The sequence below is a fragment of the Streptomyces sp. TRM68416 genome, assembly GCF_014596915.1.
Lineage (GTDB): Bacteria > Actinomycetota > Actinomycetes > Streptomycetales > Streptomycetaceae > Streptomyces.
In genome coordinates this window covers 171,414-187,104 of the sequence record NZ_JACVWU010000018.1, presented here as the reverse complement: position 1 = coordinate 187,104, position 15,691 = coordinate 171,414, and the positions used below count along the sequence as shown (strand labels likewise).

Genomic DNA, 15,691 nt, shown 5'->3' with positions numbered 1-15,691 from the left:
GGCGAGCGGTGAGGGCCGACCGGATGACCAAGGGCGGGCATGGACAGAGCTGTGCGGGAAAACACCGAGGGCCGGAACCCTTTCGGATTCCGGCCCTCGGCCTTCAGTAGCGGGGACAGGATTTGAACCTGCGACCTCTGGGTTATGAGCCCAGCGAGCTACCGAGCTGCTCCACCCCGCGTCGGTGATTCCATAGTACGCCATCCGCAGGTCACAAAGCACATCGGTTTCTCAGGCGGCCGGATCGCCCGCGTGGGTGAGGGTCTCCCAGGAGACGAAGAGGCCGTCGGTGCCGGCGGGCCGGGTCGTCTCGGCGAGCTTGTGGGCGGCCGGCAGGGAGGCGTCGCGGCGGCCCTCCAGGTGGTGGAGGGCGACCTCCAGGTCGGGGCCCATGGTCCGCCGGATCTTCCCGCCGCACAGCCAGGCCGGCGCGGGCTCGCCCAGCTGGTGGCGGGAGTGGAGTTCCAGGGCGGCCTTGAGCCGGTCCTCGACCTCGCCGTAGAGGTCGACGCCCTGGTGCCAGGCGGTCTCGGCGATGTGGGCGGTGGCGGCGAGGGCGTAGCCGACGTGCTGGAAGTTGCGGCAGGTCTCCTGGGAGACGCCGTCCTTGTAGGTCCCCTGCCGGAACCAGAACGCGGCGAGCTTCTGCGGGGTGTCGACACCCGATCCGGCCGGGGTGAGCGGCAGTTTGCCGTCCTTCTCCAGGTAGAAGTACGCGGGCACGCGCTCGCGGAAGCGTTCCAGGGCGTGGGCGAAGGTCTCGCGGTCGTCGAGGAAGACGGCGATGCCGATGGCCGCGTCGGTCATGACCAGGTCCCAGTTGCCGTTGAAGTCCGGGACCTTCTTGGTCAGTTCGGGGAGGTAGGCGGTGCGGAGCATGTTCTCGAAGCGGCGTACGCGGTCGGCGGGCCAGCCCGCGCCCTCGCTGTGCCGGACGATCTCGGCGGCCCGCGCCCAGGTGGAGCCCGCCCACCCCGCCTGGAGCCCCGCGTTCTCCTCCGTGTGCCCCTTCAGCTTCGCCGACCAGGCGTCCATGATCTCCCTGGCCTTCACGGCGTGCTGCTGCTTGCCGGTCACCGTGAACAGCAGCGCCTGCGTGTACGCGGCGATGGCGTCGTCGCGCTCCTGCAGACACCCGCGCCCCGGCTCGTCCCCGGCGGGGCAGGAGACGGTCTCGTACGGCTCCGCACGGTACTTGTACGCCCCGTACTTGCTGTCCCGCATCGCGAGGTACGCCTTCAGCCATGGCTGCTTCCCGGCGGTGGTGTTCTTCCGTACGGCGTCCAACTGGGCCTTGTTGACGAGCACACCGGGGTGGGTGAACTCGGCGTCGGGCGGCAGCGCGCGAGCCATGGCACGACCGTCGGCCCCGGTCGCCGCGCAGGCGGTGCCCAGGACGGAAGCAAGCAGCAGTACGGCGATAAGTCGAGCAGACCTCATACGGGCAGCGTGTCCCTCCGGCGGCCGCCCCGCAGTCCGGGTTGGTCCGATTGGACCCGGCGTGGGGGTGAGCGCGGGGGCAGGCGCGCAGCCCGGCGCCATCGGGGCGCCGCCTGCGCCCACCCGTGCCGCCCCAGGCGGCACGCATGCCCGCAGGCTGAGCCGACACGGCGGCACCCCCTGTTGATGCCCGCATAGCTGCGCCCACCCCTGCCGCCCCACGCAGCACGCATGCCCACAGGCTGAGCCGACACGGCGGCACCCCCTGTTGATGCCCGCATAGCTGCGGGCAGTCGTGCCGCTGGGGCGGCACGGGTGGGCGCAGCGGCACCCCGTTAGCGCTGGGCTCGCGTCCCACCCCCGGCCGGCGCAACCGGCGGCACCCCGCGCCCCACGCCCACGCCGACCGCCCCCGGGCTCAACCCGCCAGGTGACGGTTCGGCGCCTTCGCCAAAGCCTCGTACTCCGGCAGCACCACCACATCCACCCCGCCCGCCGCCAACAGCCCACTCCCGTCGGCCCCCGCCACGAACGTGTCCGGTTCCCGCCACCCCGTCACCACCCGCCGCACCCCCGCATCGAGGATGAGCCGCGCACAGGCGGCCGGCCGGGACGCCCGCCGGGCGCACGGCTCCAGGCTGCTGTACACCGTCGCGGACGCCAGCCGCGCATCCCCGGCATCGATCTTCGCCAGCGCCGCCTCCTCCGCGTGGACGACCGGGTCGCCCCCTTCCCGCGAATGCCCGCGCGCGAGTTCCGTCCCGTCGGCCGCGACCACGACCGCCCCGACGCTGAAGGCGGTCTCCGAGGGCGGGCAGCGCTCGGCGAGTTCGCAGGCGAGCCGCAGCCAGTGGTGGTCGGCGGCGGAGACCGACCCCCCGGCGCCGGGTGCCGTCGGCTCGTAGCGCATGAGGACCACGTCCTGGATCCGCCGGGTCTCGACGAGGCGGAGGCGGCCGGGCTGGTAGCCGCCGGGCCCGAAGAGGCGCGGGGCGGCCGGGTCGCCGACGAAGAGGGGGGCCAGCACCAGCTGGAGTTCGTCCGCCAGCTCCTGCTGGAGCAGCTGCGTGTGGATGTGACCGCCGCCCTCGACCATCAGCCGCCGTACGCCCCGGGCGTGCAGGTCCGCCAGCAGCGCCCGCCAGTCGAGGCCGGACCCGCCCGATTCGGGGCCTCCCGCTTTGGGCCCTCCCAGCTCGAACCCGCCCGATTCGAACCCGCCCAGCGCAACCACATCCGCGGCAAGACCCGCCGCCCGTGCCCGCTCCGCGCCCTTCTCCGTCGTATAGAGGACCTTGTCCCCGCCCGTGTGCCAGAACTGCGCCGCCGGATCCAGCTCGCCGCTGCCGCTGACGGTGACCTTGAGCGGGTACTCCGGCAGTCCGGCGGCGACCCGCGCCGCGCGCCGCTCGGGCGAGTTCACCAGCAGCCGCGGATTGTCGGCGCGGATCGTCCCGGCGCCGACCAGGATCGCGTCGACGGACGCCCGTACCTCGTCGACCCGGTCGAAGTCGGCGGGGCTGGAGAGCAGCAGCCGCTCGGGGCCGGTGTCGTCCAGGTAGCCGTCGAGGGAGACGGCGGCGGACAGCAGGACGTACGGCTTGGACATCGGCGCGCTCCCGGACAGACGACTCGCTTGGTTCAAGTTTGAAACAAACCTACACTGGAGGCATGACGACCCGCTGGCTCAACCCCGACGAGCAGCGCGCCTGGCGCGCGTACATCGGCGCCGCCCATCTCCTGGAGGACGCACTCGACCGGCAGCTCCAGCAGGAGGCCGGCATGCCGCACCTCTACTACTCCATCCTGGCGTTCCTCTCCGAGGCGCCGGAGCGGCGGCTGCGCATGACCGATCTCGCGGAGCAGCTGAAGATCACCCGGAGCCGGCTGACGTACGCGGTGACGCGGCTGGAGAAGGACGGGATGGTGCGGCGCGAGGCCTGCCAGTGGGACAAGCGCGGCTCCATCGCCACCCTGACGGACGAGGGGATGACCGTACTGGAGGGGGCCGCGCCGGGGCATGGCGAGGCGGTCCGCACCCATCTCTTCGACCGGCTCAGCCCCGAGCAGGTGCGGCAGCTGGAGGAGATCTTCACGACGGTCGCCGAGGGGTTCCGGGGCGAGGAGTCGGAGGCGGCGCCCTGGCGGCGGCGGTCCGGCGCCTGTTCATGAGCCCGGCCAAACCAGTTGCTTCAAATTTAAAGCATGGGGTAGGGTCGTCGACCGTAGAGCTGTTTCAAATCTGAAGCAGGTAGGCCTACGGACCGGAGTACCCGCATGACCGACTTCCCCGCCGCCACCCAGCGCTCCCGCGTCCGCGTCCCCCTGCGCTTCGGGGACGGCTACCGCGTCGACGCCGAGCTGGTCACCTTCCACGGGCTGACCGACGGCCAGGAGCACGTGGCCGTCGTACTCGGCGACCCGGGTGCCGCGGGGACCGTCCCCCTGGTGCGGCTGCACTCCGAGTGCCTGACCGGCGACGCCTTCGGCTCGGCCCGCTGCGACTGCGGACCCCAGTTGCGCGAGGCGGTCGAGCGCATCGCCGAGCGCGGCGGCGTCCTGCTCTACCTGCGCCAGGAGGGCCGCGGCATCGGTCTCTACAACAAGCTCGACGCGTACGCCCTCCAGGACCAGGGCCTCGACACCTACGCCGCCAACACCGCCCTGGGCCTGCCCGAGGACGCCCGCGACTACACGGCCGCCGCCCAGATGCTCGCCGCGCTCGGCATCGGCGACCTCGACCTGCTCTCCAACAACCCCGACAAGGCCGATCAGTTGCGCGACCTCGGCATCGGCGTCCGCGACCGCGTCCCCACCGGCGTCTTCACCACCGCCCACAACGTCCGCTACCTGCGCGCCAAGGTCCTCCAGACCCAACACACCCTCCCCCTGGCCGAGTTGACGGAGCGCACGGCCGGCTGACCCCCCACCCCGGACCCCCTCCCGAGTCGTACGGACATCTGGTGCGCAGCCGTTCGACTACGTACAGTGCTGCGGCCGGGTCGTGACTGGGGGTGCCGTGGTGCGATTAGTACGGGCGGGGCGGAGAACGGCGCTGTTGTGCGGGGGCCTGGTCCTGCTGGGCAGCCCCTGGGCGCGCGACCCGCTGCTGGACCTGTACCCGGAGGACTCCCCCCTGTGGGGCCTGGTCCACCGCTCGCTCTACGTTCCGCACTGGGACGTGTCGCCGAGCTCGGAGGGGCTCGGCGAGCCGCTCTACCTGGCCGGCAACACGGCCCTGGTCGTCCTGGTCGTCGGCGTCGTCCTGGCGCCCCGGCTGCTGACGCGGGGCCCTGCGTCCCGCGGTGTGCGGTGGCTGGCCGGATTCGGCACGGGCGTGCTCCTCTCCCTCGTCGCGGCGGTGGCGGCCTGGGCCGTCGTCAGGAACGAGGGCGACGAGGCCCTGATGATGTTCGGCCACTCGCCGGACGCGGCGATCGTCAACTTCCTCGTGGACGGCCTGGTCTTCGGCACGCTGCTGGGCCTGGCCATGGCCCTCGCGTTCGGCGGGACCGGCACCCGCACAGCCATGTCCCGTATCCGTGAACGGAGCAGCACCATGGCCCCCTCCCCGTCCGACGCCCCCGGCCGTGTCGCGGGCCCCACCGCGCCCGACGACACCACCCGCCGGCTGTGCGCGGCCGCCTACACCGACCCCGCCTTCACCCGCTACGTCGTCGAGGACGTCCTGCGCGACGAGCTCGGCGCGGTCGCCTCCTCGCCGGGCGTGAACCTGGTGCCCGTCGTACGGCACAGCCTCGCCGCCCGCCGACTGCACCGGCGTCGCGACCGCACGCTCCTCGCCGTCTACGGCGTGATCGGCGCCGTCGCCCCGCTGTGGCTGCTCTTCGGCCGCCTCGCCTTCAAGGCGCTGGCCGCCGCGTCCCGCGTACCACAGCGGCGCGTGCGCGGCCGGGAACCGGTGGCCGCGGCGGACGCCGTACGGTGGCTGCTCGCCACGCTCGCCGGACTGCTGCTCGCCGGCGTCCTGCTGGGCCTCGGCCTGTCGGCGCTGCCGCTGCCGGGGTGGCTCGCCTGGCTGGTCGGCGGCTACGCGCTCGGCGTTCCGCCGCTGCTGGCGGTCACGGCGGGAGGCGCGTGGGCGTTCTGGACCATGGCCCGCGAGGAGCAGACCGTGGACGCGCGGCTGCGCGAGAGCCTGCGGCACGACACGTTCGACCCGGACGCCGTGCCCGAGCCCGTCCAGCCGTGGGCCGCCGCCGGAGTGCGGTCCGTGGCCGAGGCGCAGGCCGGCAACGTCACCGTCTACAGCGGGTTCTCCCCCTTCGTCGGACAGGGCCTGCGGCAGTCGCAGTGGGCGCTGGCCCTGCCGCTGCTGCCCGCCGGGCCCGGCACCGCCCTCCCGCTGACCGGCTTCGACACCTGGGACGTGGTGGAACGGCTGCGCGCCCGGCTGCGGGAGGCCGCCGAGCGGCACGCCACCGCGCTCTCCGACGGCGGCCCGAACGGGCAGCCGGGCAAGCTGCCCGACGGCGCCCCCAGCCTGGCCGGACTGCTCGTCGAGGACCGCGTCTTCGTCCGCGGCAACCGGCTGAGCGACGACCGCCGCCTGCTGCCCGGCCTGCTCCGGCCACCGGCCGCCCGGCTGTCCGAAGCGGTCGTACGGGACATCGCCCTGGACCCGCAGGGCGCCCCCCGCCACTGCCTGGCCGCCCATCTGCCCCTGTGGGGCGGCGCGGTGGTGCCCAGTCAGCTGCTGCACATCGCCGTCGTGGGCCGGACCCTGCACCTGCACTGCGACCGCCGCCTGCTCACCCCGCCGCGGCCCGACCTGCCCGCCGTCGACCTGCTGCCGGCCTCGCCCACCCCGGCGCACCGGGCGGGCCTGCTGCTCTCCGCCCTGCGGCGCAGCGGCGACGCCCTGTTCGGCGCGCCCCGGACCGTGCTGGCCGACGCCCGGCGCGAGTGGGCCAGACCCGGCCGTCTGCGCCGGGAACAGGCGGCGGCCGGCACGGACCCCGCCTTCGACCGCGGGGCGCGCACGAGCATCCGCGAGTACGCCCAGAGCGCCCAGTACCTCGACCACTTCCAGCACGTCGACGCCCAGCGGGCCTTCGCCGCCCTCGACCGGCACGCCCTGGCCGCCGTACGGGACTTCCTGGACGAACACGGCGTGGACACCGCCGACTTCCGCAGCCAGACCCAGACCATCCTCAACCACGGCGTCCTGCAGACCGGCGGGGTCAGCGTCGTGGGCAACCAGGCCGTCGGCCAGGGCGCACAGGCCGCCGCCGGCACGGCGACCGCCACGGCCCCGACGTAGGAGACGGCGAACAGAGACGTAGGAGACGGCGAACACGGACGTAGGAGACGGCGAACACGGACGTAGGAGACGGCGGACACAGACGTAGGAGACGGCGGACACAGACGTAAGGGACGGCGAACGCAAGAGACGGCCGAAGCAGGAAAGGCAGGAGCACCGGATGTCCGAGAACACCCCACCGCAGGCCACGAACTTCGGCGTGCAGCAGTACGGCGGCCAGAGCCAGGTCGCCAACCAGGCCGTCGGGCCCGGCGCCCGCGCGGTCGCCGGCCAGGTCTCCTTCCAGGCGCTCACGGCCGACCAGCGCACCCAGGTCCTGGACCGGCTCGCGCTCGTCGAACAGCTCCTGGAGGAACACCGCGCCGGCCTCCCCGACCAGGCCTCCCCGCGCGCGGAACTGCGTCGGCTGCGCGAGGAACTCGACGAGCCCACGCCCGAACCCGGCGTCGTACGCCGTGCCCTCGACCGCCTGACCGCCTTCGCCGAACCGGTGGCCCCGCTCGCGGCGGCGGTGGCCGCGCTCACCCAGGCGATCCAGGGCTTCTGACCGCGCCGGGCCTCCGGCCCCCCTCCGGGCCCATCCGAACCCCTCCGGACCCCGCCGGGCCTCCAGCCCCCTCCGGACCCCGCCGGGCCTCCGGACCCCTCCGAACCCCGCCGGGCCTCCGGACCGCGCCGCGAGGCACCGCGCAAGTACCCCATCGGCTTCCACATCGGCCCCGCCGCCCCTCTTGCGCCCGTCCTCCCCGAGCGATCCTGGAATCAGGCGAGGGCGTCGATGACGTACCGCCGGGGTTCCCCCGCCCTGCGGGATCGGCGCCCGCGCCGAGGGGAGCGGCCTTGCGAGAGGCCGTGGCCGCGAGTGGGTCGACGACCACGTGCCGCGTGCACCGGGCCGCCGCGGCACGCTCCCCGGCCCCGTCCTGAGCGGACCCGACGCATTCGACCGCGGTTCGCCCGCGCCCGAGGGGGCGCGGGGCTGCATCCGTCAGCGGCTCGGCCGCGGGGCGCGCCCAGCCACAGCGAACCCGCAGCCGAACGACGACACACCACCGCACTCCCAGCGGAGCGTCTCGTGCCGTCCGGCCGCACGAGGGACCGATCGGCCCTGCCGACACCCCCCGACCGTTCGGGACACTGACCATCAATCGATACCGGCCGGGCACACGGCACCCCAGCGCCCGTCTGCCGCATGCGGCTCCGCCCGGGAGACCGCGCTCACGACTGACGGAGAGACCCACATGGACGTCAATGAGGTGCTGCTGCCCGGTGTGGGGCTGCGGTACGAGTTCGTCAACCACGAGGGTGACCGGATCGGGGTCGTCGCCCAGCGCACGGGCGACTTCGAGGTGGTGGTCTACCCCGTGGACGACCCCGACCAGGCCCTCCCGGTCTTCCGGCTCACGAACGAGGAGGCCGACACGCTCGCCGAGATCCTCGGCGCCCCGCGCATCGCGGAACGCTTCGCCGACCTGACCCGCGAGGTGCCCGGGCTCAGCGCCGGGCAGGTCGAGGTGCTCGACGGCAGCCCGTTCGCCGGCCGCGTCCTGGGCGACACCCGGGCCCGCACCCGCACCGGCGCCTCGATCGTGGCCGTCGTCCGCGGCGAGGACGTCATCGCCTCGCCCGGACCGGGACAGCCGCTGCAAGCGGGGGACGTGCTGGTGGTGATCGGCACCCGCGACGGCATCGCGGGCGTCCAGAGCATCGTTCAGGGCTGAGCGGTGCACACCCCCATCCCCCTGCTCCTGGAACTGGGGGCCATCCTCACCGCGCTGAGCCTGCTCGGCGCCCTCGCCCGGCGCTACGCCCTCTCCCCCGTGCCGCTGTACCTGCTGACCGGGCTGGCCCTGGGCGACGGCGGCATCGCCGCGGTCCCGGCCGCCCGGGACTTCGTCGACACCGGCGCCTCGATCGGCGTGATCCTGCTCCTGCTGACCCTCGGCCTGGACTTCACCGTCCCCGAGTTCACCGCGAGCCTGCGCCGCCACCGCCTCTCCGCGGTCGTCGACCTCGTCCTCAACGCCACCCCGGGCGCCGTGGCCGGCTGGCTGCTCGGCCTGGACGCGGGCGGGATCCTGGCACTGGCCGGCGCCACCTACATCTCCTCCTCCGGCATCATCGCCCGTCTCCTCGGCGACCTGCGCCGCCTCGGCAACCGGGAGACCCCGGCGGTGCTGTCCGTGCTGGTGCTCGAGGACTTCGCCATGGCCGCCTACCTGCCCCTGCTCGCCGTCCTCACCTCCGGCGGCACCTGGTGGCAGGCGCTCCTCGCGGTCCTGGCAGCCGTCGCGGCCGTGGCCGCCGCCGTCGCCGCCTCCCTGCGCTGGAGCCACCACGTCGGCCGCGTCCTCACCCACCCCGAGCCCGAACAGGTGCTCCTGCGGGTCCTCGGCATCACCCTCGTCGTGGCCGCGCTCGCCGAGACCATCCACGTGTCCGCCGCCGTCGGCGCCTTCCTCATCGGCCTCGCGCTCACCGGCATCGCCGCCGACCGGGCACGGGCCGTCCTCAGCCCCCTGCGGGACCTGTTCGCCGCCGTGTTCTTCCTGGCCCTCGGCCTGTCCGTCGACCCGGCCGACCTGATGTCCATGCTGCCCGCGGCCCTGGCACTGGCCGTGATCACCGCCGCGACCAAGCTCGCCTCCGGCTGGTACGCGGCCGCCCGCGACGGAGCGGGCCGCCACGGCCGCCTGCGCGCCGGAACCGCCCTGATCGCCCGCGGCGAGTTCTCCGTCGTCATCGTCGGCCTCGCCGGCACCGCGGACCAGCGCCTCGGAGCCCTGGTCACCACCTACGTCCTCCTCCTCGCCGTATCCGGCCCCGTCCTGACCCGCTTCGCCCCCACCCGCCCCACGGCTCCCCGCCGGACACCGGCGACCGTCCCCTCACCACCACCACCGCCGCCGCCTCGCACCCCGGACACGACGACGAGCCCCGAGTGACCGACCGCCTCCCCCGACGGCGTAACCCCGCTCGCGCCCACGCGCCCGCGGCGCTGGGCTGATACGGAGCACCCGGCAACCGAGGAGGCACGCACGGCGGACCTGTCCGGCCGACCCTCTCGTACGGCGCTACCGGACCCGGCCCGCCCGAGACGGAGGAGCACCGGCCGCCCGCCCCCGTGCCCGCCCGCCACCGGAAGGACACCTGACCATGGCCGAGGTCGACGCGGTCGCCGCCCAGCGCATGACGGACACCCTGTTCATCGAGCGCGACCCGCGCAGCCCGAGCTCGACCCGGTTCTGGGGCCTGCTGGTGCTCGCCGCCGTCATCGCGAGCGCCGGGGTGGTCGGCGACTCGACGGCGACCGTGATCGGGGCGATGATCGTCGCCCCGCTGATGACGCCGATCCTGGGCTGCGCCCTCGCCCTGGTGCTGGCCGACCGTCACCAGGTCGCCCGCTGTGTGCTGCTGGTGACGGGAGGCGCCCTGGCCGTGGTGGCGGTCGGGATGCTGCTGGGCTGGATCGCCGCCCCGCCGGACGCGTTCGCCTCCAACAGCCAGGTGGCCTCACGGATCAGCCCTCGGCTCATCGACCTGCTTGCCGCGCTGGCCACGGGCACGGTCGGCGCCTTCGCGCTCGTACGCGCCGACATCTCCGACACCCTGCCCGGCGTCGCGATCGCCATCTCCCTGGTGCCCCCGCTGGCCGTCACCGGACTGCTGATCACCGTGCGCCGCTACCACGACGCCGGCCAGTCGGCGCTGCTGTTCGCCACCAACGTGGCCGCCATCGTGGCCACGGGAACCGTGGTGTTCCTGGTCTACGGGGTCAGAGCGGGCGCCGAACGGGCGAACCTGCGCGTCGGACAGTTCCGCGGCAGGACGCTGGCCTCCGTCGCGTGCGTGGTGGTGCTCGTCGCGGTGCCCCTCACCGCCGGCACCGTCTCCGTGGCCCGGGACCGCGCGCTCGCCGCGAACGCCCGCCCGGTCGCCGAGCGCTGGGCGGCCGACCGACAGTGGCAGATCGCCTCCGTCGAGGCCCGCAACGGCATCGTCGTCATCGGCGTCCTCGGCCTGCCCCCGCAGCCCGCACCGACCGCCCTGCGCGCCGCCCTGGACGCGAACGGCATGCGCGACGCCGACCTCGAACTCCACCTGGTCGGCGGGCGCACCCACTGGTGCCCCGCCGACACGGGCACCTGCACGGTGCGCGAGAGCAGACGCAGCTGATCCGGACATCAACATCGAAAACCGGTCCCGACCGTTTGGTGGCGACCGGCGTGGCCCCGTTCGGATGCCGGGGCCGGAGCGATCGACGACGGGGTCAGCCGGGGAGCCGGGGGGTGATCTTCCGGGCCAGGGGCACCAGGCGCTCGTCGCCCGGCGCCCTGCTGCTGGTGTCGGCGAGGGTGAGCACCCAGGTCCTGGAAGCCGCGCGCCATACCGCGTAGGCGACGTTCTGCTTCGGCTGCAGCACATGGGCGCGCTCTCTGAAGGCGCCCTGCCCCAGCCCCGCGACCTCGGTGAACCTCACGTCGCGCAGGCCCGCGGACGCGGGGTCGCGGACCAGGCTGTGCGCGGCGGAGAGTTCGGCGGCGTAGGAGCGGTCGGAGGGGTTGAGGGTCAGCATGGCGGTTCCGTCGCCGGACGTGTAGCTGCACGAGTCGAGGGCCGTGCCCTTGCCGGGCGCCAGGCGCGGGGCCTGCTTCGGATCGACCAGCACCTGCCGGGCGACGGACCGGTCGAGGACCGTGCACAGAGGGGAAGGCGGCAGGGTCTTGGGCGAGGAGCTGCCGGAGGGAGTGACGGCGGGGTCGGGCGAGACGGCCGTACGACCGGCACCGGCCGGGGAAGCATCGGCCGTGGCCGACGATGCGCCGCCGGTGGAGCAGGAGGCCAGCAGCCCGCACAGGACAGCGGCGGCCGCGGACAGGGCGGCACGGGGGAGACGGCGCGGGGGCATCTTGGTATTCCTCACGAGGTCGGAAGCCGGAGGGGAAGGACCCGGCCCCGGTGCGGGGACACCGGGGCCGGGCAGGCCTGGAGCGGTCAGCGCCAGACGTGGTACGTGCCGTAGTCGTTGACCCTGAGATTGGACTGCCAGTGACCCCACTGGTAGTTGCCGTCCCACCAGTACCGCTCCTTGCCCTGCCCGCAGCTGGAGTGGTCGGTGCGGAAGGCGCCGACGAAGGTGCCCTGCGTCCAGCGACGCTCCACCACTTGGAGCGGCTGGGCGTACTGGCCCGGGCTCAGGTTCGTGGTGAAGGTGAACGTGGTGGACGTGGCCCCGTTGCGACCGTAGGAGGGGGTGACGCCGGCGAGCACCTGGTTGAGGTACGGGATCGGGTTGCTGACGCTGAGGCCGACCGACCACTGCCAGCCGGTCGTCTTCTGCTCGCCCCAGGCGTAGGAACAGCCGGGAACGTTCGTGGGGCAGCGGAACGTGGGTCCGCGCCACACCCAGTCCTGCCAGGTGTTGCGTGCCTGGGTCTGGGCCTTCGCCCAGGTCGTGTCGCCCTTGGCTATGTCGTAGCCGTTCGGCTTCCAGCACCAGGTGTCCGCCGCGGCGGGGCCCGGCGAGGCCAGCAGCACGAGCGGGGCGAGACACAGGCTCAACAGGGGCACCGGCCAGCGACGCTTCTTCTTCGTCCTGCTGACGGCCGCTGCTGTCTCGGGGGTCGTCGGAGTGTGGGGACGCACTTGGGTGGCTCCATGCGAGGAGAGGGGAAACGGGGAGAGAGGGGTCCGGTCGCGCGAGCTGCGCACGACGGCCATCAGTGCCTGTTGACGACGATCATGTGGTACTGGTCCTGGGTCGAGCGCCAGTCGCCCCACCAGTCGTCGTTCCTGCTCCAGCCCTCGCAGTTCCCGCCACGGTAGGCAGTCAGCGAGACCTTGTCGCTGTTGGAGAACCACACGTTCGTCCAGTGGCTCGTACTGTGCGGCCGGCCGCCCTGGAGGCACCGGTTCCACCGGTGGCCGTTGGGCTCGGTGACACTGATACGCCAGCTGTACGCGTCCACGCTGTGGTTGGAGATCGCCACGCAGGCGGTGAAGACGGGGGAATGGCACGGCGGGTTGGGCACAGGCACGGCACTGGCCTCCCCCGCGGCCAGGGTCAGCGCCCCACCCGCGAGAGCGGCCACGGCCAGGACGCCGGTGAGTCTCTTGCGGAGCGAACGGAACACGACTCCGCTCCTTTCTGTCCGGTTGGATTCGGGCACAACCGAATCTCCGCGGCGCAGGATTGATCAGAAAGCCCGCATCACCGGCCGATCAATGCCGCCGATCAACCCTGAGCGGCCGCATCCCAACCGATCGCGCAACACACGGCCCGAACGCCGTTCCTGAACAGTGATCCGGCGGTTCGCGCACCTTCCGGCCAGAACACCCGAGAACGAAGCAGCGCCCGACCCGACCGAAGCCGAATCAGGCGCTGCGCAGCAGGTCCGAGGGGACACCCCCGTCACCCGCACCGTAGGCCCTGTGGGACTCGAACCCACAACCAATGGATTAAAAGTCCACTGCTCTGCCAATTGAGCTAAGGGCCCAGGCGATGTTGCCACCCCGAGCATAGCCGGACCCGGCCGTGTCTCCGATCGGGTATCGGGACCACGGCCGCGTCGGCGATGGTGTAGCGCGCTGGAATGAGCCCGCACAGCGTGCTCCCGGCGCCCACGAGACCGAGACGAACCGAGACGAATCCGAGGCAGCCGGCACGGCGACCGGCGCACAGCGGATCGTCTCCCAGCCGACCGGGGACACCTGCGGCAGCATGAACAGGGCCGTGATCATGTCGAGCCATGCCGCCGCGACCGGCGTCCGCCTGCTGATGATGCGCCACTGGCGTGACGGAAAACCGGCGGCTAGAAGACCCCCTTGTAGCCCTGCCAACCGCTCGCGATCTTCACCCGCGCCCCGAACGACCCCTTGCCGTCACCGTTGTTGCGGTAGAGGTTGCCCGCGGTGTCCCGGGCGACGAGATCGTTCTTCCCGTCTCCGGTGATGTCCCCGACCCCGACGATCGCGTTGTACGACCCGCCCCAGGCGGCGGCCAGCTTCACCCGGTTCTTCAGCAGCCCGGTCCCCGTACCGTCGTAACGCCACAGCGTCCCGGCCCTGTCCCGTGCGAGCACGTCGCCGATGCCGTCCCCGGTGAAGTCCCCGGCGCCCACGATCTTCGTGTAACCGGTCCACGCCGTACGGATCTTGACCCCTGCCTTCAGTTTCCCGGCGCCGTCGTTGGCGAACAGGAAAATGTCACCCGTGGACGCCTTGCGGGCCAGCAGGTCGACCCGGCCGTCACCGGTCAGGTCGCCGGGCGCGGTGAGGACGTTGTACGCCTTCCAGCCGGTGCCGAGGGAGGTGTGGCTGCTCGACGGGGTGTACGACGCCCCGCACTTGCCCGCGTACCGGCGCAGCTCGCCGTTCGGCATGCGCATCAGCATCTCGGCGCACCGGTCCTTGCCCATGTCCCCGAAGGGGACGGCGACGGTCCCGGCGGGCCAGCCGGAAGCGGACCGCTTCCAGTTGAAGGCGCCTTTGCCCTCGGTGTAGTGCAAGGTCAGGGTGCCCGACGAGTTGAGCGTGACCAGCTCGCCGTAGCTGTAGTACCCCTGGTCGTGGTGGCCCTGCCGACCGCCGTTGTAGCCGATCGTCCCGCCCGTGGTGTACGTGCCGCTTCCTTCGACGGCGTTGGCCGTCAGGGTCCAGGTCTTGCGGCCGTTGTACGGGTAGGTGCCCGCGCCCGTCTCCAGGTCCCAGCTCAGGTCGATGGACGCACCGCTGCCCTTGATCGTGCGCTCGACGCGCCCCTGGGCGTCCTTCACGGTGAAGGTCCAGTTCGCGGGCTTGTTGAGCTGCCAGAAGCTGTCCCAGTAGTCGACGCCGTTGCGGCCGGTCGGGTCCACCGCGTCGCCGGCCACGTCCGACTCGATCTTCGCCAGCGGCTGCGACGGCACACCGCTCGGCACGATCCGGATCGCCTTGTCCTGGTCGACGTACGCGATGTCACCGCCGAACTTGTCCACGGTCCAGGACAGTCGCCGCTGGTCGGCGGTGGTTCCGGCCGGGAGGTCGGCGACGGCACGGGCGGGCGCGGCCGTCCCGGTGTGGTAGTCCGTCAGCATCAGCTTTCCGGCCGTGCGGTCGTGCCGGACGAGGTAACCGTCGCCGACCAGCGCCGGACCGGACGGAACCTTGACGGCCTTCTTCGCCGTGCGGTCGTACACGCCCGCGGCGCCCGTCGGACCGCAGTTCCAGTAGATCCAACGGCCGACGACTTGGAGCTCCTTGACGGTGCACGGCGCGCCCGTGGCGACGGTCTGGACCGTCTTCTTCGCCTCCAGGTCGTACGCGGTGACGGCCCCGTTGCCCGAGCCCGGCGTCCACAGCCGCGAACCCCACACGGAGGCGGCGGTGACGGAACGGGTCCGCCGCACGTCCGTCCACCGGTAGTGGTCGACGTCGTCGACGTACTGCTTGCCGGTGGAAGCGGCGTTGTAGACGTAGTAGCGCCCGGTGGCGTCCACGAAACGGCCGCCGGTCACCACCGGCTCGTCCGTCCCGCTCATCGAGTTCTCGGTGAGATGGATCTGAGCGACCTGCTTGCCGGCGCCGTCCTCCATGAAGTAGCCGACCCAGGTGTTGCCGAAGGAGCGCATGGGCACACACCCCCGTGCCCCGGCCTCGCACGGCACCCGCTGCAGATGGCTGCCCCCCGCGTATTCGTCGGCGTAACCTCTGCTGGTCTTCTCCAGCACCGTGGAGCCGTCCGGTGAGATCTGACGGCCGACCACCCACTGGTATCCGCTCGGTGTGTTCTCCACGGTGCTCAGAAAGCCGCCCGCGTAGTCGATCCCCCACACGCCGTCCGTCTGAATGGGCGTAGGTGTCGTCTCCGCGGCCGCCGGGCCCGCGGTGGTCAGCGAGCCGGCGGACAAAGCGGCCAGGCTCACGAGAGTCAGTGCGATCCGGGCATGCCGGGTCAAGGGTCCCTCCCCAGGGAAAAGTGAGGCAGGC

13 protein-coding genes and 2 tRNA genes are annotated in these 15,691 nt (G+C 72.7%); 7 read left to right on the top strand and 8 right to left on the bottom strand.

The window, feature by feature from the left end:
• Positions 1-107: 107 nt before the first annotated feature.
• The 3 genes from ICC28_RS27250 to ICC28_RS27240 form a co-directional block, all read right to left on the bottom strand.
• Positions 108-181: transfer RNA gene (locus tag ICC28_RS27250), tRNA-Met, on the bottom strand.
• A gap of 50 nt (positions 182-231) precedes the next feature.
• Entirely contained in the window at positions 232-1,440 is a 1,209-nt protein-coding gene (locus tag ICC28_RS27245) for an alginate lyase family protein (RefSeq protein ID WP_188291349.1), read from the bottom strand.
• Between the two features lie 418 nt (positions 1,441-1,858).
• Positions 1,859-3,049, bottom strand: coding sequence for a dihydrofolate reductase family protein (locus ICC28_RS27240; protein ID WP_188291348.1), 1,191 nt, complete (start codon positions 3,047-3,049; stop codon positions 1,859-1,861).
• 62 nt (positions 3,050-3,111) lie between these two features.
• Between ICC28_RS27240 and ICC28_RS27235 the strand changes: the two genes are divergently transcribed.
• The 7 genes from ICC28_RS27235 (at position 3,112) to ICC28_RS27205 (ending at position 10,900) form a co-directional block, all read left to right on the top strand.
• A complete protein-coding gene (locus tag ICC28_RS27235) occupies positions 3,112-3,612 on the top strand; it encodes a MarR family winged helix-turn-helix transcriptional regulator (RefSeq protein WP_188291347.1) in 501 nt (166 codons plus the stop codon).
• A 105-nt stretch (positions 3,613-3,717) separates the two neighbouring features.
• A complete protein-coding gene (locus tag ICC28_RS27230) occupies positions 3,718-4,362 on the top strand; it encodes a GTP cyclohydrolase II (RefSeq protein WP_188291346.1) in 645 nt (214 codons plus the stop codon).
• 100 nt (positions 4,363-4,462) lie between these two features.
• Complete coding sequence (locus tag ICC28_RS27225) at positions 4,463-6,724, top strand: hypothetical protein (protein WP_223189558.1); 2,262 nt, start codon at positions 4,463-4,465, stop codon at positions 6,722-6,724.
• Positions 6,725-6,884: 160 nt separating this feature from the next.
• Positions 6,885-7,271, top strand: coding sequence for a DUF5955 family protein (locus ICC28_RS27220; RefSeq protein ID WP_188291345.1), 387 nt, complete (start codon positions 6,885-6,887; stop codon positions 7,269-7,271).
• Between the two features lie 694 nt (positions 7,272-7,965).
• Positions 7,966-8,445 (top strand): cation:proton antiporter regulatory subunit, encoded by a 480-nt coding sequence (locus tag ICC28_RS27215; protein WP_188291344.1) that lies wholly within the window; start codon positions 7,966-7,968, stop codon positions 8,443-8,445.
• A 3-nt stretch (positions 8,446-8,448) separates the two neighbouring features.
• A complete protein-coding gene (locus ICC28_RS27210) occupies positions 8,449-9,669 on the top strand; it encodes a cation:proton antiporter (RefSeq protein WP_188291343.1) in 1,221 nt (406 codons plus the stop codon).
• 211 nt (positions 9,670-9,880) lie between these two features.
• Positions 9,881-10,900 carry a DUF389 domain-containing protein gene (locus tag ICC28_RS27205; protein ID WP_188291342.1) on the top strand — a complete coding sequence of 340 codons (1,020 nt, stop codon included), beginning with the start codon at positions 9,881-9,883 and terminating at the stop codon, positions 10,898-10,900.
• Between the two features lie 94 nt (positions 10,901-10,994).
• Here ICC28_RS27205 and ICC28_RS27200 read toward each other — a convergent pair whose 3' ends face one another.
• From ICC28_RS27200 to ICC28_RS27180, 5 genes are all read right to left on the bottom strand, one after another.
• Positions 10,995-11,633, bottom strand: coding sequence for a hypothetical protein (locus ICC28_RS27200; RefSeq protein ID WP_188291341.1), 639 nt, complete (start codon positions 11,631-11,633; stop codon positions 10,995-10,997).
• Positions 11,634-11,719: 86 nt separating this feature from the next.
• Positions 11,720-12,370 (bottom strand): hypothetical protein, encoded by a 651-nt coding sequence (locus tag ICC28_RS27195; RefSeq protein WP_188291340.1) that lies wholly within the window; start codon positions 12,368-12,370, stop codon positions 11,720-11,722.
• A 74-nt stretch (positions 12,371-12,444) separates the two neighbouring features.
• The gene (locus ICC28_RS27190) at positions 12,445-12,858 is read right to left on the bottom strand and encodes a hypothetical protein (RefSeq protein WP_188291339.1); all 414 of its coding nucleotides are present in this window, start codon (positions 12,856-12,858) and stop codon (positions 12,445-12,447) included.
• A 290-nt stretch (positions 12,859-13,148) separates the two neighbouring features.
• Positions 13,149-13,221: transfer RNA gene (locus ICC28_RS27185), tRNA-Lys, on the bottom strand.
• A gap of 315 nt (positions 13,222-13,536) precedes the next feature.
• Positions 13,537-15,660, bottom strand: coding sequence for an FG-GAP repeat domain-containing protein (locus ICC28_RS27180; RefSeq protein WP_188291338.1), 2,124 nt, complete (start codon positions 15,658-15,660; stop codon positions 13,537-13,539).
• Between the last annotated feature and the right edge of the window lie 31 nt (positions 15,661-15,691).

Coding starts and splice junctions, on each gene's coding strand:
- ICC28_RS27245 (WP_188291349.1), bottom strand. CDS start 1,440: ATGAGGTCTGCTCGACTTATCGCCGTACTGCTGCTTGCTTCCGTCCTG.
- ICC28_RS27240 (WP_188291348.1), bottom strand. CDS start 3,049: ATGTCCAAGCCGTACGTCCTGCTGTCCGCCGCCGTCTCCCTCGACGGC.
- ICC28_RS27235 (WP_188291347.1), top strand. CDS start 3,112: ATGACGACCCGCTGGCTCAACCCCGACGAGCAGCGCGCCTGGCGCGCG.
- ICC28_RS27230 (WP_188291346.1), top strand. CDS start 3,718: ATGACCGACTTCCCCGCCGCCACCCAGCGCTCCCGCGTCCGCGTCCCC.
- ICC28_RS27220 (WP_188291345.1), top strand. CDS start 6,885: ATGTCCGAGAACACCCCACCGCAGGCCACGAACTTCGGCGTGCAGCAG.
- ICC28_RS27215 (WP_188291344.1), top strand. CDS start 7,966: ATGGACGTCAATGAGGTGCTGCTGCCCGGTGTGGGGCTGCGGTACGAG.
- ICC28_RS27205 (WP_188291342.1), top strand. CDS start 9,881: ATGGCCGAGGTCGACGCGGTCGCCGCCCAGCGCATGACGGACACCCTG.
- ICC28_RS27200 (WP_188291341.1), bottom strand. CDS start 11,633: ATGCCCCCGCGCCGTCTCCCCCGTGCCGCCCTGTCCGCGGCCGCCGCT.